This is a genomic window from Gallintestinimicrobium propionicum, from assembly GCF_025567525.1.
GTDB classification, from domain to species: domain Bacteria; phylum Bacillota; class Clostridia; order Lachnospirales; family Lachnospiraceae; genus Gallintestinimicrobium; species Gallintestinimicrobium propionicum.
On record NZ_JAOQJY010000027.1, the window covers coordinates 22,859 to 45,515 of the forward strand.

At 50.0% G+C, this 22,657-nt stretch carries 23 protein-coding genes and 1 tRNA gene; 23 read left to right on the forward strand and 1 reads right to left on the reverse strand.

Translation table 11 applies throughout. From position 1 onward, the window contains the following. The first annotated feature begins 203 nt into the window (after window positions 1-203). The 5 genes from dnaJ (at window position 204) to thiI (ending at window position 5,962) form a co-directional block, all read left to right on the forward strand. Window positions 204-1,385 carry a molecular chaperone DnaJ gene (gene dnaJ / locus OCV62_RS15835; protein ID WP_021914781.1) on the forward strand — a complete coding sequence of 394 codons (1,182 nt, stop codon included), beginning with the start codon at window positions 204-206 and terminating at the stop codon, window positions 1,383-1,385. 125 nt (window positions 1,386-1,510) lie between these two features. Next, window positions 1,511-2,518 carry a 50S ribosomal protein L11 methyltransferase gene (gene prmA / locus OCV62_RS15840; protein ID WP_262587905.1) on the forward strand — a complete coding sequence of 336 codons (1,008 nt, stop codon included), beginning with the start codon at window positions 1,511-1,513 and terminating at the stop codon, window positions 2,516-2,518. A gap of 141 nt (window positions 2,519-2,659) precedes the next feature. Next, entirely contained in the window at window positions 2,660-3,412 is a 753-nt protein-coding gene (locus tag OCV62_RS15845; RefSeq protein WP_118763268.1) for a 16S rRNA (uracil(1498)-N(3))-methyltransferase, read from the forward strand. Window positions 3,413-3,491: 79 nt separating this feature from the next. After that, a complete protein-coding gene (locus OCV62_RS15850; protein WP_021914778.1) occupies window positions 3,492-4,652 on the forward strand; it encodes a cysteine desulfurase family protein in 1,161 nt (386 codons plus the stop codon). A 122-nt stretch (window positions 4,653-4,774) separates the two neighbouring features. Beyond that, on the forward strand, window positions 4,775-5,962 hold the full coding sequence (thiI, locus tag OCV62_RS15855) for a tRNA uracil 4-sulfurtransferase ThiI (RefSeq protein ID WP_117961430.1): 1,188 nt from the start codon (window positions 4,775-4,777) through the stop codon (window positions 5,960-5,962). Between the two features lie 295 nt (window positions 5,963-6,257). Here the strand turns inward: thiI and OCV62_RS15860 are convergent, their stop codons facing one another. Then, entirely contained in the window at window positions 6,258-6,491 is a 234-nt protein-coding gene (locus tag OCV62_RS15860; RefSeq protein WP_021914776.1) for an HPr family phosphocarrier protein, read from the reverse strand. 100 nt (window positions 6,492-6,591) lie between these two features. Here OCV62_RS15860 and mtaB point away from each other — a divergent pair, with 100 nt between their 5' ends. The 18 genes from mtaB to OCV62_RS15950 all read left to right on the forward strand — a co-directional run bounded on the left by mtaB (window position 6,592) and on the right by OCV62_RS15950 (window position 22,482). After that, window positions 6,592-7,974 carry a tRNA (N(6)-L-threonylcarbamoyladenosine(37)-C(2))-methylthiotransferase MtaB gene (gene mtaB / locus OCV62_RS15865; RefSeq protein WP_118497152.1) on the forward strand — a complete coding sequence of 461 codons (1,383 nt, stop codon included), beginning with the start codon at window positions 6,592-6,594 and terminating at the stop codon, window positions 7,972-7,974. Window positions 7,975-8,025: 51 nt separating this feature from the next. Next, window positions 8,026-8,292 (forward strand): IreB family regulatory phosphoprotein, encoded by a 267-nt coding sequence (locus tag OCV62_RS15870; RefSeq protein WP_021914774.1) that lies wholly within the window; start codon window positions 8,026-8,028, stop codon window positions 8,290-8,292. 30 nt (window positions 8,293-8,322) lie between these two features. Continuing rightward, the gene (gene ruvX / locus OCV62_RS15875; RefSeq protein ID WP_021914773.1) at window positions 8,323-8,769 is read left to right on the forward strand and encodes a Holliday junction resolvase RuvX; all 447 of its coding nucleotides are present in this window, start codon (window positions 8,323-8,325) and stop codon (window positions 8,767-8,769) included. Between the two features lie 3 nt (window positions 8,770-8,772). After that, a complete protein-coding gene (locus OCV62_RS15880) occupies window positions 8,773-9,033 on the forward strand; it encodes a DUF1292 domain-containing protein (RefSeq protein ID WP_021914772.1) in 261 nt (86 codons plus the stop codon). Between the two features lie 73 nt (window positions 9,034-9,106). Then, window positions 9,107-10,786 (forward strand): ribonuclease J, encoded by a 1,680-nt coding sequence (locus OCV62_RS15885; RefSeq protein WP_021914771.1) that lies wholly within the window; start codon window positions 9,107-9,109, stop codon window positions 10,784-10,786. 13 nt (window positions 10,787-10,799) lie between these two features. Continuing rightward, on the forward strand, window positions 10,800-11,126 hold the full coding sequence (locus OCV62_RS15890; RefSeq protein ID WP_021914770.1) for a YlbF/YmcA family competence regulator: 327 nt from the start codon (window positions 10,800-10,802) through the stop codon (window positions 11,124-11,126). Further along, window positions 11,119-11,538: an endolytic transglycosylase MltG gene (locus OCV62_RS15895; RefSeq protein ID WP_262587912.1), complete on the forward strand. Its 420-nt coding sequence runs from the start codon at window positions 11,119-11,121 to the stop codon at window positions 11,536-11,538. The genes OCV62_RS15890 and OCV62_RS15895 overlap by 8 nt, the downstream gene beginning before the upstream one ends. Further along, the gene (locus tag OCV62_RS15900; RefSeq protein ID WP_262587914.1) at window positions 11,535-12,203 is read left to right on the forward strand and encodes an O-methyltransferase; all 669 of its coding nucleotides are present in this window, start codon (window positions 11,535-11,537) and stop codon (window positions 12,201-12,203) included. Before OCV62_RS15895 ends, OCV62_RS15900 begins: the two co-directional genes overlap by 4 nt. A 26-nt stretch (window positions 12,204-12,229) precedes the next feature. After that, window positions 12,230-13,495: a peptidase U32 family protein gene (locus OCV62_RS15905; protein ID WP_118497150.1), complete on the forward strand. Its 1,266-nt coding sequence runs from the start codon at window positions 12,230-12,232 to the stop codon at window positions 13,493-13,495. Then, complete coding sequence (locus OCV62_RS15910; RefSeq protein ID WP_262587918.1) at window positions 13,492-15,615, forward strand: glutamine synthetase III family protein; 2,124 nt, start codon at window positions 13,492-13,494, stop codon at window positions 15,613-15,615. Before OCV62_RS15905 ends, OCV62_RS15910 begins: the two co-directional genes overlap by 4 nt. A gap of 178 nt (window positions 15,616-15,793) precedes the next feature. Continuing rightward, window positions 15,794-15,866: transfer RNA gene (locus OCV62_RS15915), tRNA-Gln, on the forward strand. Window positions 15,867-16,002: 136 nt separating this feature from the next. Continuing rightward, complete coding sequence (locus OCV62_RS15920) at window positions 16,003-16,710, forward strand: acyl-[acyl-carrier-protein] thioesterase (protein WP_262587920.1); 708 nt, start codon at window positions 16,003-16,005, stop codon at window positions 16,708-16,710. Window positions 16,711-16,721: 11 nt separating this feature from the next. Next, on the forward strand, window positions 16,722-17,555 hold the full coding sequence (locus OCV62_RS15925) for a CvfB family protein (RefSeq protein ID WP_021914764.1): 834 nt from the start codon (window positions 16,722-16,724) through the stop codon (window positions 17,553-17,555). A 102-nt stretch (window positions 17,556-17,657) separates the two neighbouring features. After that, entirely contained in the window at window positions 17,658-18,326 is a 669-nt protein-coding gene (locus OCV62_RS15930; protein WP_262587948.1) for a WecB/TagA/CpsF family glycosyltransferase, read from the forward strand. Between the two features lie 195 nt (window positions 18,327-18,521). Further along, on the forward strand, window positions 18,522-19,610 hold the full coding sequence (locus OCV62_RS15935; protein WP_021914762.1) for a PucR family transcriptional regulator: 1,089 nt from the start codon (window positions 18,522-18,524) through the stop codon (window positions 19,608-19,610). A gap of 14 nt (window positions 19,611-19,624) precedes the next feature. Then, on the forward strand, window positions 19,625-20,365 hold the full coding sequence (gene ftsE / locus OCV62_RS15940; protein WP_021914761.1) for a cell division ATP-binding protein FtsE: 741 nt from the start codon (window positions 19,625-19,627) through the stop codon (window positions 20,363-20,365). After that, window positions 20,355-21,254, forward strand: a complete 900-nt coding sequence (gene ftsX, locus OCV62_RS15945) for a permease-like cell division protein FtsX (protein ID WP_262587951.1) — start codon at window positions 20,355-20,357, stop codon at window positions 21,252-21,254. The genes ftsE and ftsX overlap by 11 nt, the downstream gene beginning before the upstream one ends. Window positions 21,255-21,267: 13 nt before the next feature. Then, the gene (locus OCV62_RS15950; protein ID WP_262587953.1) at window positions 21,268-22,482 is read left to right on the forward strand and encodes a murein hydrolase activator EnvC family protein; all 1,215 of its coding nucleotides are present in this window, start codon (window positions 21,268-21,270) and stop codon (window positions 22,480-22,482) included. Window positions 22,483-22,657: the final 175 nt, after the last annotated feature.

Here is a 22,657-nt window from a genome sequence, read left to right on the forward strand (position 1 = left end):
ATAATACCCGGTAAATCGGCACAGTGTCAGATGACGCTGTGTCGGACCGGAAGAATGTACAATGGGGGCCGGATTCTTTCAGGCCCCTATCCGTGTGTAAACGCATATCTGCAACCTATGCAGGACGGATGCTTTGCAGTATTTTTGCATATGCTGCAGATATGCGTTATATGAAGATAAGCTTTAATAGAGGAGTTTGAATTATGGCGGAACAGAAAAGAGATTATTACGAAGTCCTCGGTGTTGACAAAAATGCCGATGACGCCGCTCTCAAAAAGGCATATCGTGCTCTTGCCAAGAAATATCATCCGGATATGAACCCTGGAGATAAAGAAGCAGAAAAGAAGTTTAAGGAAGCATCCGAAGCATATGCTGTTTTGAGTGATCCCGAAAAGAGACGTCAGTACGATCAGTTCGGACATGCGGCATTTGACGGTGGCGCCGGCGGAGCTGGCGGCTTCGGCGGTTTTGATTTTAACGGCGCAGATTTTGGAGACATTTTCGGGGATATTTTCGGAGATCTCTTTGGCGGACGCAGAGGTTCTGCCGGCGCAAGAAGCGGTCCCATGAAGGGAGCAAACCTGCGCACCAGCGTCAGAATCACCTTTGAAGAGGCCGTATTCGGTACGGAAAAAGAAATCGAGCTGACGGTGAAGGAAGAGTGTAAGACCTGTCACGGCACAGGCGCGAAGCCGGGAACCAGCCCGGAAACCTGTCCGAAGTGCGGCGGCAAGGGTCAGGTTGTATTTACGCAGCAGTCTTTCTTTGGAACAGTCCGCAACGTTCAGGCGTGCCCGGACTGCGGCGGTACCGGTAAGATTATCAAAGAAAAGTGTACCGATTGTCACGGAAGCGGTTTTGTTCCGATGAAGAAACGGTTTGCAGTCACGATTCCGGCAGGTATCGACAACGGTCAGTGCAAGAGACTGGCAGGACAGGGCGAGCCCGGTATCAATGGCGGTCCGAGAGGTGATGTCCTGGTAGAAGTTATCGTTGGACAGCATCCGATTTTCCAGCGTCAGGATACCAACATCTACTCCACTGTTCCGGTTTCCTTTGCAGTGGCGGCGCTGGGCGGCGAAGTTGTCATCGATACCGTGGATGGTAAGGTGATTTATGACGTCAAGGCAGGCACCCAGACTGATACGAGAGTTCGTTTAAAAGGCAAGGGCGTACCGTCTCTGCGTAACAAGGATCTGCGCGGCGATCATTATGTAACTTTGGTTGTACAGACTCCCGAACATCTTTCTGCAGAAGCAAAAGAGCTGCTGCGCAAGTTTGACGAAGTGACAGAAGACAGCTTGCATGCGGCAGAACGCGTCAACAGCGGCGAAGCTCCGCATAAAGAAAAGAAAAAGCGCGGATTTTTCAACAAAGACAAATAACGCGAGTGGACTGTAACATGTAATTCAGGAAGTAGCAGGCGTTTTGTGCATTTTGCGGATGCACAAGCGCCTGTTTTTGTGTTATAGTAAAAACTGAGTTAGTGTGTTTTCGGGAGGTGTTTCAGATGAAGTGGAAAAAATTTAAAATAAAAACCGTGACAGATGCAGAAGATATTATTATCAGCACCCTGTACGATATCGGGCTGGAGGGTGCGCAGATCGAGGACAAGGTTCCGTTGACAGCGCTGGAAAAGGAGCAGATGTTTGTAGACATTCTGCCGGACGGTCCTGCGGACGACGGCATTGCATACCTGAGCTTTTTTGTGGAAGAAAAAGAGGACGGCAGTCTGGAATTAAACGGCGAGCCTGTGACCGAAGCGCAGATCTGCGAAAAGGTGAAGGAAGAGCTGGACGGTCTGCGCATGTTCTGTGAGATCGGGGAAGGCAGCATTGCGGTAGATGAAACCGAGGATATCGACTGGATCAACAATTGGAAGCAGTATTTCCATCAGTTTTACATCGACGATCTTCTGGTAATTCCGTCCTGGGAGGAAGTCAAACCGGAGGATCAGGGCAAGATGATCCTGCACATTGATCCGGGCACGGCGTTCGGAACCGGTATGCATGAGACAACGCAGCTGTGCATCCGTCAGCTGAAAAAATTTATCACACCGGAGACAGAGCTTCTGGATGTGGGAACCGGCAGCGGTATTCTGGCAATTCTATCTCTGATGTACGGCGCAAAGCATGCGGTCGGAACAGACCTCGATCCCTGCGCGGTGGATGCGGTTGCGGACAATATGGCAAACAACGGTATTGCACCGGAGCAGTTTGAAATGATGATCGGAAATATCATCAATGACAAGGCAGTCCAGGATCAGGTGGGCTATGAAAAATACGATATCGTCGTTGCGAATATTTTAGCGGACGTTCTGGTTCCGCTGACACCCGTGATTGTAAATCAGCTGAAAGAAGGCGGCATTTACATCACATCCGGCATCATCGATGATAAGGAAACGGTTGTAACGGAGGCGGTAAAGGCAGCAGGCCTGGAACTGCTCGAGGTAACATATCAGGGCGAATGGGTCAGCGTGACCGCACGGAAGAAGGAAACGCAGCGCGCTGATTCATGACAATAGATGCTCGCAGAGCGTGCATTCTATCGTTCATGACAATAGAATGTTCGCGGAGCGTACATTCTATTGTTTAAATGCAACACAGGTTGAAGCGCGTCGTACAGACGAAAAGAAACCAAAAGGGGCGTCAGGAATCAAATGTATCAGTTTTTTGTGGAGCCTTCCCAGATCCAGGGCAATCGGATTGTGATAACGGGAAGCGATGTCAACCATATTAAAAATGTGCTTCGGATGAAGCCGGGCGAAGAAATTGCAGTATCCAACGGTACAGACGGCAAGGAATACCGCTGCGGGATCGAAGAGCTTCTGGAGGAAGAAGTTATCTGTACGCTGCGGTTTATCAAAGAAGATGGGCTGGAGCTGCCGGCGCGGGTGACTTTTTTTCAGGGACTGCCCAAGGCGGACAAGATGGAATTTATCGTGCAGAAGCTGGTGGAGCTCGGCGCATACCGGATTGTGCCGGTGGCGTTGAAGCGCAGTGTCGTTCATCTGGATGAAAAAAAGGCGAAAGCGCGGCAGGCGCGCTGGCAGTCGATCGCAGAAGCAGCAGCGAAGCAGAGCAAGCGCCGGATTGTGCCGGAGGTTGGGGCAGTCTGCACTTTAAAGGAAGCGCTGGAACAGACGAAGCAGATGGATTTAAAACTGATTCCCTACGAACTTTCCGAAGGGATGATGCGGACGAGGAAGCTGATCGAAAGCGCAGCGCCCGGTCAGGAAATCGGTGTGTTTATCGGTCCGGAGGGCGGCTTTGAAGAGGCAGAGGTAGAGCTTGCGATGCAGTCCGGATTTATGCCGGTAACGCTGGGCAAACGGATTTTGCGGACGGAGACAGCGGGGCTGACCGTGATGGCGTGGCTGATGTACCAGTTGGAAGACTCCGGCATATCATAAAGCAGGGAACGGTTTGCCCCTGTGGCGACCGGGTTCAAACGGATTTTTTCGAGATTTTGGAAAAAGCAGGTGAAAGGTTATGGAATGTTATCTGGACAACTCGGCTACAACGCGGTGTCTGGACAGCGCGGCAGCGCTGATGGCCGGGATTTTATGTACGGACTACGGAAATCCGTCCAGTTTGCATCATAAAGGGGTGCAGGCGGAGGAATATGTCCGCCATGCGCGGGAAGTGATTGCAAAGACATTAAAGGTTACGCCCAAGGAGATCTTCTTTACCTCCGGCGGGACGGAGTCGGATAATCTGGCGCTGCGCGGTGCAGCGTATGCAAATGCACGGCAGGGCAAGCATCTGATTACGACATCGATCGAGCATCCGGCGATTCTCAATACGATGCAGTATCTGGAGCAGCAGGGCTTTGAGGTGACGTATCTGCCGGTCGATGAAAACGGAAAAATCCGTTTGTCCGATCTGGAAGCGGCGATCCGTCCGGATACGATTCTGGTTTCGATCATGCACACGAATAATGAGATCGGAGCCCTTGAGCCGATCGCAGAGGCGGGCGAGCTGATCAAACGCGTCAATCCGAACACGCTGTTCCACGTGGACGCGGTGCAGGGCTATGGCAAGGCAAAAATTCTGCCGAAACGGATGAAAATCGACATGCTGTCTGTTTCGGGACACAAAATCCACGGACCGAAGGGAATCGGATTTTTGTATGTCGGGGATCGCGTGAAAATCCGTCCGATCGTGTTCGGCGGCGGACAGGAGCGGGGACTGCGCTCCGGTACAGAAAATGTTCCGGCAATCGCAGGCATGGGAAAAGCTGCAGAGGAGATGTATCAGAACCTGGATACCGATCTGGATCGGATGTATGCGCTGAAACAACGACTTGCCGATGGTATTTCCACGATGGAAAACGTGCGGATCAATGGACTTTGCGGACGGGACAGCGCACCGCATGTGTTGAGCGTGTCGTTTGCAGGGGTGCGCAGCGAGGTGCTTCTGCATGCGCTGGAGGAACGGGAAATCTATGTGTCCGCAGGAAGCGCGTGCGCATCGAACCACCCGGATACGTCAGGAAGCGCGACGCTTCGGGCGATCGGTCTGCCGAAGGAACTGTTAAATTCGACGATCCGTTTCAGCCTTTCCGTCTTTACGACAGAGGAAGAAATTGATTATACAGTACAGGTGCTGCACGAGCTGGTTCCGATGCTGCGCCGGTTTACCAGAAGATAAGAGGATACCTCCGCTTTTGAGGTGCAGACGACCGGGAAAGCGGGAGAGCAATACGCTGCAGCCTGCCTGCGGCCGGAGGACAGACGGCAGGCAAATGCTGCGGATGAAGAAAGGAAATGAGCATGTATAAAGCTTTTCTGATTAAATATGCAGAAATCGGCGTAAAGGGCAAAAACAGGGATCTGTTTGAGGAAGCGCTGGTTCGCCAGATCAAGTATGCATTAAAGCGCTGCGAAGGAGAATTCCGGGTACGTCGAACGAGAGGACGTATCTATATTGATGTATTATCGGATGATTATGACTATGAAGAAACCATCGATAACTTGAAGACTGTCTGTGGCGTCAGCGCGATCTGTCCGATGGTTCAGCTCGAAGACGAAGGCTTCGACAAACTGTGCGAGAGTGCGGTTTCCTATATGGACGAGCACTATCCGGACAAAAACATCACCTTCAAGGTCAATGCGCGCCGTGCCCGCAAAAACTATCCTGTGGAGTCGATGGAGATCAATGCATCTGTCGGTGAAAAGATCCTGCAGGCGTTCCCCGAGATCCGCGTGGACGTCCACAATCCTGACGTGATGCTTTATATCGAGGTACGCGAGCATATTTATATTTATTCGATCGAAATTCCCGGTCCCGGCGGTATGCCGGTCGGCACCAACGGTAAGGCAATGCTGCTGTTATCCGGCGGTATCGATTCTCCGGTTGCCGGATTTATGGTTGCAAAGAGAGGCGTCAAGATTGACGCGGTTTATTTCCATGCGCCTCCGTACACCAGCGAGCGCGCAAAGCAGAAGGTTGTAGATCTTGCAAAGCTGGTAGCACGTTACAGCGGACCGATCTATCTGCATGTCATCAATTTTACGGAGATTCAGCTGGCGATTTATGAAAAGTGCCCGCACGATGAGCTGACGATCATTATGCGCCGTTACATGATGAAAATCGCAGAAGACATTGCGAAAAAGACGGAATGCCTCGGGCTGATTACCGGTGAGAGCATCGGACAGGTTGCAAGCCAGACGATCCAGTCCCTCGCGGTAACGAATGAAGTATGCACCCTGCCGGTATTCCGTCCTTGTATCGGGCTGGACAAGCAGGAGATCGTGGAGATTTCCGAAAAGATCGGTACCTATGAGACGTCAATCCTGCCGTTCGAGGATTGCTGTACGATTTTCGTCGCAAAGCATCCTGTTACCAAACCGAATCTCGCAGTGATCAAGCGCCATGAAGAGAACTTAAAGGACTGCATCGATGAAATGATGCAGCGTGCACTGGATACAGAAGAACTGATTGTGGTCGAGGCGCAGTAAGGCGCCTTTGGGGCGCGTGCGGCAAGTCGCATAAGCGACAAATTTCAAATTGCCGCACTGCGCATTCAGGAGGTATTGCTGCCAGTTCACCCGCGCCATTCGCAAAAGCGCATCTTCGATGCTCTCCGCTGCTTCGCAGCTCTTTTTGCTCATGAAATGGCGCTCCCTTCGTACCTTTCTGCAAGCAGATTTTCATGCGAGCATGAAATCTGCTCCCAGAAAGGTACGAGTGAACTGGGAGGGACAAATTAAAAAGCCCCCCGATCTCTCGGAGAGCTTTCTGATCCGTTTTGAATTAGATCATGTAGGGCTTAAGAACTTCCAGTACAGCATCAACATTGGTGTCTTCTGCATGGATGTTTAAGTCGATCGGCTTGGAAAGATCCAGGCTGAAGATACCCATGATAGATTTAGCATCGATAACGTATCTGCCGGATACCAAGTCGAAATCGTAATCGAATTTGGTAATGTCGTTTACAAAAGATTTTACCTTATCGATAGAGTTTAAGGAAATCTGAACTGTTTTCATGATAACTACCTCCTTTGGGTTCACACTTTCTGATCTTATATTAGCAAACTATCGTCACAAAAGTCAATTATCAAACGTAACAAAAATGGTGGAGAATAATATGAAAAGTGTTGCATTACATAATTTAGGTTGCAAAGTGAATGCGTATGAGCTGGAGGTTATGCAACAAAAGTTACAAGATCGGGGATATAAAATTGTGCCTTTTGATTCCGATGCGGACATTTATATTGTAAATACCTGTACCGTAACCAACATTGCAGACCGGAAGAGCCGTCAGATGCTGCACCGGGCAAAGCACAAAAATCCGGACGCGGTTGTCGTTGCGGTCGGGTGCTTTGTACAGGCGGGCGAGGAAAACAGAATGGACGACTGCATTGATCTGGCGGTGGGAAACCAGCATAAAAAGGATATCGTGGAGATTCTGGAGGCGTATCTGGAGGAGCATACTGCAGACGCCAGCGCCGTGACAGACATCGGCGCTGTGCGGGAGTATGAGGAAATGCGCATGGAGCAGAGCACGGAGCACACGCGCGCGTATATCAAGATTCAGGACGGCTGCAACCAGTTCTGCTCGTATTGTATTATTCCATTTGTGCGTGGACGCGTCCGGAGCAGAAAGCAGGAGGATGTGTTGGCTGAGGTAAGAGGGCTGGCGGAAAAAGGCTTTCAGGAGGTAGTCATCACCGGTATTCATTTGAGCTCCTACGGCATGGATTTTATCGGAGAGACGGACGGAGATTACCTGAAAAACGGAAAAGATCTGCGGGGAACGGCGTTTGAACGCGCCTATCTGGTTTCTTTGCTGGAGGAAATCGCAAAGGTGGACGGCATCCGCAGAATCCGTCTGGGTTCGCTGGAACCCCGTATCATCACAGAAGAGTTTGCCGGACGGCTGGCGGCGATTCCGCAGCTTTGTCCGCATTTTCACCTGTCCCTGCAGAGTGGCTGCAATGAAACGCTCAAGCGGATGAATAGACACTATACGGCGGAGGAATACTATGAAAAAGTGCAGATTCTCCGCAAGTATTTTGAACATCCTGCGATTACGACGGATGTAATCGTCGGTTTCCCTGGAGAAACTGCGGAGGAATTTGCGGTGACGAAGACATTTCTGGAAAAGGTTCATTTCTTTGAAATGCATATTTTCAAATATTCCCGCAGAAAAGGTACGGTTGCAGACAAACTGCCCGGACAGCTGACGGACGCTCAGAAGACGGAACGCAGCGGACAGCTGCTGGCGCTGGAAAAGGAACAGTCCAGAGAATTCCGTGCGCATTATCTGGGACAGGAAGTGGAAGTCCTGATCGAAGAACAGAAGGAGATCGGCGGAAAGGTATACTGGCTCGGTCATACGGATACCTATGTAAAGGCTGCGTTTGCGGCGGACAGTGCAGAATGCATGGATTATTCGAACCGGCTGGTGCACGGACGAGCGGTTTCTTTCCTGTCGGACGAGGTTTTGGAAATTGCATTGAATTTTTAAGAGAAGTAGGGTAAGATAAGATATAGAGCTTTGAACAAAGGACGTGACAATATGCAGGATTTGGAAAATACACAGTATTTTAAAGTAGAAGTAGAACCGGAAAATGGCGTAAAAATGATCCTTTCTGAAGTGTATGAAGCACTTTCTGAAAAAGGCTATGATCCGGTGAGTCAGATTGTCGGCTATATTATGTCCGGAGATCCGACCTATATTACCAGCTATCGCAACGCACGCGGTCTGATCGGACGGGTGGAGCGCGACGAGCTGGTAGAGGAAATGCTCAAGGAGTACATCGAGAAGAATCACTGGAAGCGCTGAGCGACCAGAGGAACAACAAGGAGAAGCGGGATGCGAGTGATGGGGCTTGATTTCGGTTCCAAGACAGTGGGAGTTGCCATCAGCGACCCGCTTTTTGTGACTGCCCAGGGAATCGAAATCATCAGAAGAAAAGAAGAGAATAAGCTGCGCCATACGCTGCAGCGAATTGAAGAACTGATCGGAGAATACGAGGTCGGGCAGATTGTGCTCGGTCTTCCGAAAAATATGAACGCCACAGAGGGAGAGCGCGTGGAGAAGACGAAGGAATTTGCGGATAAGCTGGCACGCAGAACCGGACTTCCGGTGGCATTTATGGACGAGAGACTGACGACGGTTGCAGCGGACCGGACGATGATGGAAGTCGGCGTGCGCCGGGAAAATCGGAAGGAATATGTGGATATGATTGCAGCTGTGCTGATTTTACAGGAATATCTGGACAGACAGCGGATGCAGACAGAGAACGGACAGGAGAATTAAGCTTTGGAAAAGATTACATTTTGCCCGGAGGACGGGGAAGCCGTTGAATTTTTTGTGCTGGAACAGACCAGACTCGGCGGAGTTGATTATATTCTGGTAACAGACAGTGAAGACGACGATGCGGAAGCGCTGATTTTAAAGGACGTTTCTGCGCCGGAGGACGAAGAAGCCATTTACAGCATCGTAGATGACGATAAAGAAATGGATGCAGTGGCTGCGATTTTTACAGATATGCTCGAGGATATTGAGCTTGAAAAGGAATAAATGCGAGCACCTTTTACGTGCAGCACAACGTGATTTATCCCTGCTATAAAAATAAAAATGGAGGTAATTTTGCTTGAAAAGAACAAAAAAAGTGAATATTGACGGCCCCAGCCTGAAGATTATACCATTGGGCGGACTGGAGCAGATCGGAATGAACATTACTGCCTTTGAATACGAAGACAGTATTGTTGTAGTTGACTGCGGCCTTTCTTTCCCTGATGACGATATGCTGGGAATCGATCTGGTGATTCCGGACGTGACTTATTTAAAGGAAAATGCGGATCGGGTAAAGGGCTTTGTGATTACGCACGGTCATGAGGATCATATCGGAGCACTTCCGTATGTGCTGCGGGAGTTGAATATTCCGATCTATGCGACCAGACTGACGATGGGACTGATCGAAAACAAGCTGCGCGAGCACAATCTGCTCGGTCACACGAAGCGTAAGGTGATCAAATTCGGACAGTCCGTAAATCTGGGACAGTTTAGGATCGAATTTATCAAGACGAACCATAGCATCGTAGACGCGGCCGCACTGGCGATCCATTCTCCTGCGGGAACGGTTGTCCATACCGGTGACTTTAAGGTGGACTATACTCCGGTATTTGGTGAAGCAATCGATTTGCAGCGGTTCGCGGAGCTTGGCAAAAAAGGCGTGCTGGCGCTGATGTGTGATTCCACCAACGCGGAACGGAAAGGCTTTACACAGTCTGAGCGGACGGTAGGACATACCTTTGATACGATTTTCCATGAGCATCAGGGCTCTCGGCTGATCATTGCGACGTTTGCATCCAATGTGGACCGGGTACAGCAGATTATCAATACGGCGCATAAATATGGACGAAAAGTCGTGGTTGAAGGCCGCAGCATGGTAAATATCATTGATACAGCCATGAACCTTGGCTGCATCAACATCCCGGAGAATACGCTGGTGGATATTGACCGCCTGAAGGATTATCCGGACGACAGAACCGTTATTATTACAACAGGAAGCCAGGGTGAGAACATGGCGGCGTTGAGCCGTATGGCATCGAGCGTTCACAGAAAGGTTTCCATCGGACCCAACGATACGATTATTTTCTCCTCGAATCCGATTCCCGGGAACGAAAAAGCTGTAACGAGAGTCATCAACGAGCTGGAGATGAAGGGTGCAGAGGTTATTTTCCAGGATGTCCATGTTTCCGGACATGCATGTCAGGAAGAGATCAAGCTGATTTATACGCTGGTTCATCCCAAATACGCGATTCCGGTGCACGGCGAATACAAGCACCTGAAGGCGCAGGCTGGCATCGCGCAGGAGCTCGGAATCCAGAAGGAAAATATTTTCATCCTGCGCTCCGGCAATGTTCTGGAATTAAATGAGGAAAAGGCTGGCGTGACCGGACAGGTTGCGGCTGGCGCAATTCTGGTAGATGGTCTTGGTATCGGTGATGTCGGAAACGTTGTGCTGCGCGACAGACAGCATCTGGCAGAGGACGGCATCATGATCGTTGTTGTTGCATTGGACAGCATCAGCGGACAGATCGCAAGCGGTCCGGATCTCGTATCCAGAGGCTTCGTTTACGTCAAAGAATCCGATGCACTGATGGACGAGGCACGCGACCTGATGGAAAACGTTATGGAGGGCTGCGTGAGCAGAGGCTGTACCGACTGGGGCAGAATCAAGACCGCGATCAAGGACAATTTAGGCGACTTTATCTGGAAAAAGACGAAGAGACGTCCGATGATTTTACCGATCATTATGGAAGTGTAAAGTAAGGGGAAACATGAGCAGAGTTGAGACAGCTTTGGAGGAACTGATTGCCGCGGTAATCGCTTCTGAAGAATACAGAGAATATGACAGACAGAAACAGATCATGAAGGAGCAACCGGAATTAAAAGCCCAGATCGACCGGTTCCGGCAGGAAAATTTTGAGCTGCAGAATTCGGTTCAGTCGGATGAGCTTTTTGACAGGACGGATGAATTTTCGAGGCGCCTGGAGGAGTTCCGCAAAAACCCGCTGGTGGACGCATTCCTGAACGCAGAGCTGGATTTTTGCAGGATGATTCAGGAGATCAACGGAAAAATCGTGGAGGCAGTGAACTTTGAGTAACAAGAAAAAAGCAAAGCATCAGTCGAAAAAAAGCTCTGTGGCCAAAAATATTGCAGGCGGTGCGGTCGGAACGATTTTTAATGTGGTTCTGATCATTGTCGCTGTGATGCTGATCTACTATTTCGCAGTTTCCGCGTATCAGTACGGTGTGCGGATTTACGGGGAGCCTGCAATTTCGGAGGAACCCGGAACCGAAATAAACGTAACAATTACGGACGGAATGGATTTTAAAGGGATTGCGAAGCAGCTCTGCGAAAAGGGCCTGGTCCGGGAAGAGAGACTGTTTTATATTCAGGAGCGCTTATCCAACTATTCAGAGGACGGCTTTGTGGCGGGCGACTATGTGCTTTCCACTGCGATGACGCCGGATGAAATGATGGATGTGATGGGCGCAGGCGGAGACGATAAATGATTGTAGAAGAGAGAATGCGAACGTTTATCAATTCTCTGGACCCCGGAGAGCCTGCATGGCTGGACGAGATTCGCAGCAGTGCGCTGCAGGATAACGTGCCGATTATCCGGATGGAGATGGGAAGTCTGCTGCGTTTTCTATTGACTCTCAGACGGCCGTCTTCTATCCTTGAGGTAGGGACGGCCGTTGGTTATTCCGCTCTTTTTATGAGCGAATACATGCCGGAGAATTGCCATATTACGACGATTGAAAAATATGAAAAACGGATTCCGATCGCAAAACAGAACTTCAAAACAGCCGGTCGGGAGGACAAGATCACGCTGCTGGAGGGCGATGCAGCAGAAATTCTGGCAGAGCTGTCGCAGCCGTTTGATTTTATTTTCATGGATGCGGCGAAAGGACAGTATATGCACTTTTTGCCGGACGTCCTGCGCCTGCTTGCGCCGGGCGGTCTGCTGGTTTCGGATAACGTGCTGCAGGAAGGCAATATCATCGAATCCCGCTATGCGGTGTGCAGACGCGATCGGACGATTCATGCGAGGATGCGGGAATATTTATACACCCTGACCCACCATGACGAGCTGGAAACAGTCGTGCTTCCGGTGGGAGACGGAGCGACGCTGAGCGTGAAGCTGCCCGAAAAAGAGCAGAACGCGCAGCCGTGAAATGGAGAATGAGGAGAGCAAATCAGATGAAAAAACCGGAATTGCTGATTCCGGCCGGCAGTCTTGAGGTGTTAAAGACTGCGGTCAATTTTGGAGCGGATGCAGTTTATATCGGCGGAGAGGCGTTTGGACTGCGGGCAAAGGCGAAGAATTTTTCCCCGGAGGATATGGCAGAGGGGATCGCCTATGCGCATGATCGGGGCGTTAAGGTCTATGTGACAGCGAATATTTTAGCGCATAACGGAGATCTGGAAGCGGCTTCGGATTATTTTATGGAACTGAAGCACTTAAAAACAAAAGACGGCAGACCGGTTCCACCGGATGCGCTGATTATTTCCGATCCCGGACTGTTCATGATTGCGAAGCGAGTGTGCCCGGAGATCGAGCTGCACATTTCCACGCAGGCAAACAGCACGAACTACGAGACGTGGCTGTTCTGGTGGAATCTGGGCGCAAAGCGTGTGGTTTCCGCACGGGAACTTTCCCTGGCAGAGCTGAAGAAAATCCGCAGCCATATTCCGTCTGATATGGAAATTGAGAGCTTTGTACACGGCGCGATGTGTATTTCCTATTCCGGCCGCTGCCTTCTGAGCAATTATTTTACCGGACGGGATGCCAACCGCGGCGCATGTACCCATCCGTGCCGCTGGAAATATGCGGTGATGGAGGAATCCAGACCAGGCGAATATCTGCCGGTTTATGAAAACGAAAGAGGAACGTTTATTTTCAATTCCAAGGATCTGTGTATGCTCGAGCATATTCCGGATCTGCTGGATGCGGGAATTGACAGCTTTAAAATAGAAGGACGGATGAAGACAGCGCTGTATGTGGCGACGGTGGCGCGGACATATCGGAAAGCGATTGATGACTGTCTGGAATCCGAAGAAAAATACCGCGCCAATATGGACTGGTACCACCGCGAAATTTCACGCTGTACCTATCGACAGTTTACGACGGGCTTTTATTACGGAAAGCCGAATGAAGAATCTCAGATTTATGATTCTAATACCTATCAAAGCGATGCAGTTTATCTGGGCACTGTTTACGAGACGGATCATAAGGGCCGTGCAAGAATCGAACAGCGCAATAAATTCTGCGTGGGCGATGTGATCGAGATCATGAAACCGGACGGAAGAAATGTGGCATGTCAGGTGCTGCAGATCCAGGACGATCAGGGGGAAAAAATGGAGAGTGCGCCTCATCCGAAGCAGGAGCTGTGGCTGACGCTTTCGGAGGCCGCAGAAACGGGAGATTTACTTCGTACAATTGTCGAAAAGGAGACGGACGAATGAGTGAAGTGCTGAATGTGGAAAAGCTGTTTGGAGAAAATGTATTCACCCTTGGAAAGATGCAGGAGCGTCTTCCTAAAAAAGCGTTCGCAGAAGTCAAACGCGTCATGGAGCATGGCGGTGAGTTAGACAACGCGACAGCGGACGTTGTGGCAAAGACGATGAAGGACTGGGCAGTGGAGCATGGCGCGACCCATTACACGCACTGGTTCCAGCCGCTGACCGGCATCACGGCGGAGAAGCATGATTCCTTCGTGACACATCCGGATGAGAACGGAAAGATGCTGATGGAGTTTTCCGGTAAGGAGCTGATTAAGGGCGAGGCGGACGCTTCGTCATTTCCCTCCGGCGGTCTGCGTTCCACATTTGAAGCGAGAGGTTATACGGTATGGGATATCACTTCCCCTGCGTTTTTAAAAGAAGATGCGACGGGTGTGATTCTGTGTATCCCAACGGCGTTCTGCTCCTTTACAGGTGAGGCACTCGATAAAAAGACTCCGCTGCTTCGCTCGATGGAAGCAATTTCCGAGCAGGCGATGCGAATCGTTCGTCTGTTCAACAAAAACACGACGGCGACAAAAGTTACTCCGTCTGTCGGCGCGGAGCAGGAGTACTTCCTGATTGACCGGGCAAAATATTTACAGAGAAAAGACCTGATTTTTTCCGGCAGAACGCTGTTCGGCGCGCCCGCACCGAAAGGGCAGGAGCTGGAGGATCATTATTTCGGCGTGATCCGCGAGCGGATCGGTGCGTTTATGAAGGATTTAAACGTGGAGCTGTGGAAGCTCGGCGTGACGGCAAAGACGCAGCACAATGAGGTTGCACCCGCGCAGCACGAGCTTGCCCCGGTCTATGAAACTGCGAACATTGCAATGGATCACAACCAGCTTGTCATGGAGACGATGAAAAAGGTGGCAGAGCGTCATAACCTGCGCTGCCTGCTGCACGAAAAGCCGTTTGCAGGCGTTAACGGCTCCGGCAAGCACGACAACTGGTCGATTACGACGGATACCGGCATGAATCTGCTCGATCCCGGTGAGACGCCCAATGAAAATATCCAGTTTTTATTGGTGCTTGCCTGCGTTATCAAGGCTGTGGATACACATGCCGACCTGCTGCGCAGAAGCGCCTCCAACGTCGGTAACGATCTTCGTCTCGGTGCAAGCGAAGCGCCTCCGGCAATCGTTTCCGTATTTCTGGGCACACAGCTCGAGGATGTGGTAAGACAGCTTGTGGAAACCGGCGAAGCCCGTTCCTGCCTGGAGGGTTCTACATTACATACCGGCGTTTCCACTGTGCCTGATCTGCCGATGGATGCGACGGACAGAAACCGTACTTCTCCGTTTGCCTTTACCGGAAACAAGTTCGAGTTCCGTATGGTTGGCTCTTCGGATTCGATCGGAAGCCCGACGACGACGATCAACGCAATTGTCGCAGAGGCGTTCTGCGAAGCTGCCGACCGACTGGAAGCTGCCGGGGAAGAAAATTTCGATATGGCGGTGCACGATCTGATTAAGGAATATATGACGGCACATCAGCGCATTCTTTTCAACGGAGACGGTTATTCGAAGGAATGGGAGAAAGAGGCGCAGCGCCGCGGCCTTCCGGTATTCCCGGGTATGATCGATTCGGTGGAGGCACTGACGACCGATAAGGCGATCCGGTTGTATGAGCGTTTCGGCATCTACAACCGTGCAGAGCTGGAATCCAGAAAAGAGATTGTTTACGAAACCTATGTCAAGACGATTCATATTGAGGCAAAGACGATGATCGATATGGCGTCGAAAGATATTCTTCCTGCCGTTATGCGGTACACAAAGACGTTGGCGGATACCATCGCTTCCCTGGAATCAGTCGGTGCAGACAGCAGCGTTTCAAAAACGCTGTTGAAGGATACCTCTGCTCTGCTGTCTCAGGCTTCCGCCGCGCTGGAAGACCTGAAACAAAAGGAAGCAGACGGAAACGTGCAGAAGAAAGATGCGAGAAAGCAGGCATTTTTTTATCGGGACGAGATCGTTCCTGCAATGGAAGCCCTGCGCGCACCGGTAGATGCGCTCGAGATGAAGGTAGACCGTTCGTTCTGGCCGATGCCCGGATATGCGGATTTGCTGTTTGAAGTGTAAAAACGCGTCAGCGGATTCGACGCAGGAAATCCTCGTGAATCCGCTGACGAAGCGGCAGGTGGATCTGGAAAAAATAAAAAATAAAAAATTTAAAAAAAGGCTTGCATTTTCTGTGAATGTGTTGTATATTAAATAAGCGCTGTGAGACAGGGAAACAAAATCACAGAGAACAAGACTTAGGGCTATCGCCAAACGGTAAGGCAACGGACTCTGACTCCGTCATTTTCCAGGTTCGAATCCTGGTAGCCCTGCTACAAACCCCGAAGGAAAATTCCTCCGGGGTTTTTGTTATAACGGCACAAAAAGGATGTCGGGTTGCCGAACCAAGTGATTCCTGCTATAATAATTGCAAAAGAGAGCACAGCCAGTACCGGAGGAAAGACGGATATGTATACATTTGACAGCAGAGTGCGCTACAGCGAAACCGGGGAAGACGGATTACTGAGCCTGCCGGCGATCGTGGATTATTTTCAGGATGTTTCGACGTTTCAGTCGGAGGATCTCGGAATTGGCATTGATTTTCTGAAAGAAAAGGATCTGCTCTGGGTGATGAGCGCGTGGCAGGTGGTTGTACACCGCTATCCGGCGCTCGGAGAAAAAATCAGGATCGGGACGATTCCATACGAGCTGCGCGGCTTTATGGGACTGCGTAATTTTTTTATGGACACGGAAGACGGAGAGCGGCTGGCACAAGCAAATTCGGTCTGGTCTCTGATCAATCACAAAAAGGGCGTTCCGGTGCGGGTGCTGCCGGAGATGGTCGAAAAATACGACGTGAAAGAACGTTTGCAGATGGACTATGCGCCGCGTAAAATTGCAGTGCCCCAGGGCGGCATCAGACAGGAGCCTTTCCGAGTAGAAAGACAGCACTTAGATGGCAACCACCACGTAAATAATGGACAGTACATTTCGATGGCGATGGCGTATTTGCCGGAAAATTTTGCAATCAGACAGATGCGGGCGGAGTATAAAAAATCCGCACTGCTTCACGATATAGTGGTTCCGATCATTGTGACGGAGGCAGACCGCGTAACCGTTTCCCTGTGCAGCGAGGACGAATCTCCGTTTGTGATCGTCGAGCTGACAGGAAGATAAAGGAAAATAATATGCTGGAAATTGGAACAATTCAGAATTTGACAGTAGTAAAAAAAGTGGATTTCGGTGTTTATCTGGCAGAGCCCGGAGCAGAGGATAAAAGAGTGCTTCTTCCGGCAAGACAGGTTCCGCCGCAGACCTCGGTCGGGGATCAGATTGAGGTTTTCTTATATAAAGATTCGAGCGACCGGCTGATTTCAACAACGGCGCGCCCGAAGCTTTTGCTGGGTGAGGTTGTAGAGCTTACGGTTGCGCAGACTGCGAAAATGGGAGCATTTCTGGAATGGGGACTGGAAAAAGACCTCTTCCTTCCATTCAAGGAGCAGACCAGAAAGGTAAAAGAGGGCGACCGTTTCCCGGTTGCTTTGTATGTGGACAAGAGCGGGCGGCTCTGTGCGACGATGAAGGTGTATCATTATCTGCGCACCGACAGCCCTTATCATAAGGATGACAGAGTGAGCGGCTGTCTGTATGAAATCAGCCGCCAGTTCGGCGCGTTCGTGGCAGTGGACAATCAATATTCCGCGCTGATTCCTCCGAAGGAAATGTACGGGGAATTAAAGGTCGGTGACCATGTGGAAGCCAGGGTTGTCCGGGTACATGAGGACGGCAAGCTGGATTTGAGCGTGCGGGAAAAGGCGTACCTGCAGATCGAGACGGATGTAGAGAAGGTCATGAAGCTGATCGACAGTTTCGACGGCGTGCTTCCGTTTACCGACAAGGCTTCTCCGGAGGTCATTCGCAGGGAGCTTGCGATGAGCAAAAACGAGTTCAAGCGTGCGGTCGGCAACCTGCTGAAAAACGGCAGGATTGAGATCACAGAAAAAGCGATCCGCAGGATATAAGGCGGCGGGTACGCTCCGTGGGGGCGGAGAGTGACGAAGCTGATACAACGGGGATGCGTTTCAAAGGCGTTTCGTTGTGAGAAAAGAAGTGAGTAGAGGGTTATGAGAAGGTATTCAGTTCTGGGAATTTCCTTAATGGATGTTTCCGCAAGAGAGAGCCTGCGCAAAGCGGAGCATTTTTTGCAGACCGGGGCACTCAATACAACAAGCTATATTAACGCGCAGTCTCTGTCGATGGCGTCCAGGGACGAACAGGTCAAGGAGTATCTGGAAGAGACGGATCTGATGTTCTGTCTGGAGCCGGATATTTTGGAGGCAGCAGGAATCGCATCTCCCGGCAGGGTTCGGGAAATCGAGGACCGGATGTTTTTGCGGGAGTTTTTGAAAAGACTGGCAAGACAGCATGACAAGGTTTATCTGCTGGGCGACACGGATAAACAGGCGCAGGAGCTGCAGGAGATGCTTCTAAACGCGCAGGAAAATTTAAATATCGTGGATGTGCGCGGCTACGAGGAATTTGAGTATCAGCCTCAGCGACTGATGAACGCGATGAACGAAGCTGCGCCGAAGGTGATTTTTTCCCGGATGACATATCCGCTGGATCTGGAGCTGATGCACAGCGGCCGCAAATTTTTAAACGCGGAGCTTTGGGTGGCGTTGCCGGAGACGAAATTAAAAGAAAAGGTGAGAACGACGTTCTGGAGAAAGGTGCGGAAAAAGATTTTTCAGAAAAAAGTTAATGAATATAATCTGGAAAAGGCGGAGCAATAAGTACTTCGCCTTTTATAGTTCCAAACAAAAGAACGTCTGGAATTCTGCTGTTATAGGTTTTGCATAAATTTTTTGCGATTTCCTATAGCTTTTTTTGTGGTTTTCTTTTAGAATATAGGTTGGGCATAGTAAAAATCGCAGGAGACAGACTGGTTTTTTTGTCGAAGAATGCGCGAAGTGAAGGAGACGGGGTTTATGATATCGAATCAGATTTTACAGAGTACACTGGATGGCCTGAAGGCGATTGCCAGAGTCGAATTATGTGTGATTGATGTGGATGGAAAGACCGCTGCGACGACAGCAGACGGACTGGAAGAATATCTGCCGCAGGCGAGAGCCTTTGTGGATTCCCCTGCAGACAGCCAGGAGGTTCAGGGAAATCAGTTTTTTAAGATCTATGACGAGCAGCAGCTGGAATATATTCTGATTGTAGGCGGCGCCGGTGAAAATATTTATATGATCGGAAAGATGGCTGCATTCCAGATTCAGAACCTGCTTGTGGCGTATAAAGAGCGCTTCGATAAGGATAACTTTATCAAAAACCTGTTGCTGGATAACCTGCTTTTGGTGGACATTTACAGCAGGGCGAAGAAGCTCTATATTCCGGTGGATGCGCAGCGAGTTGTCCTGATTATCGAATGCAGCGCGGGACGGGAGGATAACATCCTGGAGCAGATGCGTCCGGTATTTGGTAATAATAACCGGGATTTTATCACGGCAGTGGATGAGAATAACGTGATCATCGTGAAAGCGCTGACCGAAAACGATGAAATGAAGGAGATTGAGCATTACACTGCAAACCTGATAGAATGGCTGGAAACAGAGGGCTATTCCGAAAGCCGCATTTCCTACGGTACAATTGTACAGGAAATCAAAGAAGTGAGCCGTTCCTACAAAGAAGCCAAGATGGCAATGGATGTCGGCAAGATTTTCTTTGACGAGAGAAGAGTAATCGCATACAGCGAGCTGGGCATTGGCCGTCTGATCTATCAGCTTCCGATTCCGCTTTGTAAGATGTTTATCCGAGAGATTTTCGGTGGAAAGAGTCCGGACGATTTTGACGAGGAGACGCTGACGACCATCAGCAAATTCTTCGAGAACAGCTTAAACGTATCGGAAACGAGCCGTCAGCTGTTTATCCACAGAAATACGCTGGTATATCGTCTGGATAAGCTTCAGAAGTCTACCGGGCTGGATCTGCGCGTATTTGAGGATGCGATTACATTCAAGATCGCACTCATGGTTGTAAAGTACATGAAGTACATGGAATTTTTTGAATATTAGGATGGTGACAAGGTTTGGTACAAAACGATAAGAAAAAAAAGAAGAAGCGGGAAGGCTCAGATGCGGTCATCACGCTGGATCGCGTGAGCAAATCGTATTCGAGCGGCTCTCCGGCTTTGGATAATGTGAGCCTGACGATCAAAAAGGGGGAATTTGTTTTTATTGTAGGCGACAGCGGCTCAGGAAAATCGACCCTGATCAAGCTGCTTTTGCGGGAGCTGACGCCCACGAGCGGCCGTGTTATCGTAAATGGTGCCGATGTGGCGCGCTTAAAGCGCAGACAGGTGCCGAAATTCCGCAGAAATCTTGGAATCGTGTTCCAGGATTTCCGTCTGCTGAATGACAGAAACGTTTATGAAAACGTTGCGTTTGCACAGCGTGTTATCCAGATGCCGACGAAGCTGATGCGTAAAAATGTTCCGAACGCGCTGGCAGAGGTAGGTCTGGCAGGCAAATACAAAGCGAAGACCAAACAGCTCTCCGGCGGTGAACAGCAGAGAGTTGCACTGGCGAGGGCGCTGGTAAATGAACCGCCGATTCTTCTGGCAGATGAACCGACAGGAAACCTCGATCCGAAGAATTCCTGGGAAATCATGAAGCTGCTGGAACGCATCAACGAAGAAAGAGGCACGACGATTCTGGTCGTTACGCACAACCGTGAAATTGTAAATGAAATGAAGAAACGCGTAATTACGATGAAGAAGGGTGTCGTTATCAGCGACGAAGAAAAAGGCGGTTATATCGATGAGGATTAGTACATTTTTTTATACGTTGAAACAGGGCGTAATCAACATTTTCCGGAACAAGCTGTTTTCCCTTGCTTCCATTGCGACGATTTCTGCCTGTCTGTTTTTGTTCGGACTTTTTTATGCGGTCATTTTAAACTTCCAGAACGTCGTGCGCACGGCAGAAGAGGGCGTTTCTGTTACCGTATTTTTTAAGGACGGGACGACCCAGGAAGAAATGGAACAGATCGGCGCGCAGATCCGGGCGCGCGACGAGGTGTCCGAGGCGAAGTTTATTTCTGCAGATGAAGCGTGGGCAGAGTGGGCTCCCGAAAATATCGGAGAAGATTACAACGAGATCTATACCGAGAACCCGCTGGAGGGCATGGATAACTACGAAATTTATATGAACGATGTTTCGAAGCAGGAAAGCCTGGTAAGCTGGCTGGAATCCATCCCGCAGGTGGATGAAGTACGGCATTCCGAGGTAGCGGCGACGACGTTGACCGGCGTGAATGCGCTCGTGGCATACACTTCGGTCGGCATTATTGCAATTTTGCTGGCAGTTTCCGTATTCCTGATCAACAACACGGTTATGATCGGTATTTCTGTTCGCAAGTCAGAGATTGAAATTATGAAATATATCGGTGCGACGGACTTTTTCGTACGTTCCCCGTTTGTAATAGAAGGTATTCTGATCGGATTGATCGGTTCGTTGCTCCCGCTCGGTCTGATCTATGTCCTTTATAAAAAGGTCATTGATTATGTCATGATAGAGTTCCCGTCGCTTTCCGGGCTGATGCAGTTTTTGCCGGTTTCGGAGATTTATCGGACGCTTCTTCCGGTTTGTCTTGGACTTGGCGCAGGAATCGGTTTCCTGGGAAGCTTTATAACAGTGCGCAAGCATCTTCGCGTATGATGAGGAAGACAGCATGAGAATTGGGAAAAAAAGAATCACAGCCTGCCTTTTATCGGCAGCGCTGCTTCTTTTTACATCGATGATTCCTGTTCAGGCATCCACTGCGCTTGAGGAGAGCATCAAGCAGAAGCAGCAGGCGATCAGCGACGCGCAGTCGGAAAAAAAGAAGATCCAGTCCAACATTTCCGATATTAAGTCGATGGTAAGCCAGCTGCAGAAGTCGAAGAAGGATCTGGAAACATATGTGGCGCAGCTGGACGGTCAGCTGGATGATCTGGAAAATAAGATCGAAGATCTGAAAGAAGAGATCACAGCCAAAAAAACGGAAATTGAAGAAACGAAAGCGGATATTGAACAGGCGCAGGCGGTTGCAGATCAGCAGTATGAGGATATGAAAACCCGGCTGCGCTATCTGTATCGAAACGGCAAGGGCAACGGATACCTCGAGCTTTTGGCGAATGCAGGCTCGTTTGCAGATATGTTAAACCAGGCAGGTTATGTGGAACAGCTAAGCAGCTACGACAGCCGCAAGCTGGAAGAGTACCGTCAGAGCGTGGAATATCTGGAGCTGTGTAAACAGACACTGGAAGAGGAAGAAGACGTTTTAAACACCGCACAGGCGAGCCTGGAAAAGGAGCAGCAGGCGGTCAATACGCTGATTTCCGAGAAAGAGCAGCAGATTGTGGCATATCAGGGCGATATCAGCAATAAGGAGGCTGCAATCAAGGAATACGAGGCGGATATTTCGGCACAGAATGCGACGATCGCTGCTCTGGAAAAGGCAGTTGCGGCGGATAAGGCAAAGCTCGAAGAGGAAAACCGCTTAAAATATGACGGCGGTATGTTCCAGATGCCGTGTCCGGGCTATACCAGGATTTCGGATGATTACGGCAACCGGATGCACCCGACGTTGAAGGTTCAGAAATTCCATAACGGCGTGGATTTTGCGGCACCGAGCGGAACGGCGATTCTGGCGGCATACAGTGGAAACGTAGTAGCGGCGTCTTACAACAGTTCGATGGGCAATTATGTCATGATCGACCACGGCGATGGATTGTATACAATTTATATGCACGCGTCGAAGCTATATGTTTCAACGGGACAGTCTGTGAGCAAGGGTGAGACAATCGCGGCGGTCGGCTCGACCGGACGCTCGACGGGACCGCATCTTCATTTTTCTGTGAGAAGCAACGGCAGCTACGTCAGCCCGTGGAACTATTTGAAATGAGCCGAGGGAACGGCGAACATAAAATGGATGCTTGCATCCAATTTTATGTCTGACGTTCCCGTTAAATCATGAGAAAGTAGCGATTTACGCAGTAAATCAGCGGATTTCGAATGATTTTGGCGAACATAAAATGGTTATTGTTCACCCGCGCCATTCGCAAAACCGCGTCTTCGAC

Excerpts from the sequence above, each read along its gene's own strand:
- OCV62_RS15935 (WP_021914762.1), top strand. The coding sequence starts at position 18,522 with ATGATATCGAATCAGATTTTACAGAGTACACTGGATGGCCTGAAGGCG.
- dnaJ (WP_021914781.1), top strand. The coding sequence starts at position 204 with ATGGCGGAACAGAAAAGAGATTATTACGAAGTCCTCGGTGTTGACAAA.
- OCV62_RS15845 (WP_118763268.1), top strand. The coding sequence starts at position 2,660 with ATGTATCAGTTTTTTGTGGAGCCTTCCCAGATCCAGGGCAATCGGATT.
- OCV62_RS15920 (WP_262587920.1), top strand. The coding sequence starts at position 16,003 with ATGTATACATTTGACAGCAGAGTGCGCTACAGCGAAACCGGGGAAGAC.
- mtaB (WP_118497152.1), top strand. The coding sequence starts at position 6,592 with ATGAAAAGTGTTGCATTACATAATTTAGGTTGCAAAGTGAATGCGTAT.
- OCV62_RS15890 (WP_021914770.1), top strand. The coding sequence starts at position 10,800 with ATGAGCAGAGTTGAGACAGCTTTGGAGGAACTGATTGCCGCGGTAATC.
- OCV62_RS15850 (WP_021914778.1), top strand. The coding sequence starts at position 3,492 with ATGGAATGTTATCTGGACAACTCGGCTACAACGCGGTGTCTGGACAGC.
- OCV62_RS15930 (WP_262587948.1), top strand. The coding sequence starts at position 17,658 with ATGAGAAGGTATTCAGTTCTGGGAATTTCCTTAATGGATGTTTCCGCA.
- prmA (WP_262587905.1), top strand. The coding sequence starts at position 1,511 with ATGAAGTGGAAAAAATTTAAAATAAAAACCGTGACAGATGCAGAAGAT.
- OCV62_RS15950 (WP_262587953.1), top strand. The coding sequence starts at position 21,268 with ATGAGAATTGGGAAAAAAAGAATCACAGCCTGCCTTTTATCGGCAGCG.
- ftsX (WP_262587951.1), top strand. The coding sequence starts at position 20,355 with ATGAGGATTAGTACATTTTTTTATACGTTGAAACAGGGCGTAATCAAC.
- OCV62_RS15910 (WP_262587918.1), top strand. The coding sequence starts at position 13,492 with ATGAGTGAAGTGCTGAATGTGGAAAAGCTGTTTGGAGAAAATGTATTC.
- thiI (WP_117961430.1), top strand. The coding sequence starts at position 4,775 with ATGTATAAAGCTTTTCTGATTAAATATGCAGAAATCGGCGTAAAGGGC.
- OCV62_RS15870 (WP_021914774.1), top strand. The coding sequence starts at position 8,026 with ATGCAGGATTTGGAAAATACACAGTATTTTAAAGTAGAAGTAGAACCG.
- ruvX (WP_021914773.1), top strand. The coding sequence starts at position 8,323 with ATGCGAGTGATGGGGCTTGATTTCGGTTCCAAGACAGTGGGAGTTGCC.
- OCV62_RS15860 (WP_021914776.1), bottom strand. The coding sequence starts at position 6,491 with ATGAAAACAGTTCAGATTTCCTTAAACTCTATCGATAAGGTAAAATCT.
- OCV62_RS15925 (WP_021914764.1), top strand. The coding sequence starts at position 16,722 with ATGCTGGAAATTGGAACAATTCAGAATTTGACAGTAGTAAAAAAAGTG.
- OCV62_RS15905 (WP_118497150.1), top strand. The coding sequence starts at position 12,230 with ATGAAAAAACCGGAATTGCTGATTCCGGCCGGCAGTCTTGAGGTGTTA.
- OCV62_RS15900 (WP_262587914.1), top strand. The coding sequence starts at position 11,535 with ATGATTGTAGAAGAGAGAATGCGAACGTTTATCAATTCTCTGGACCCC.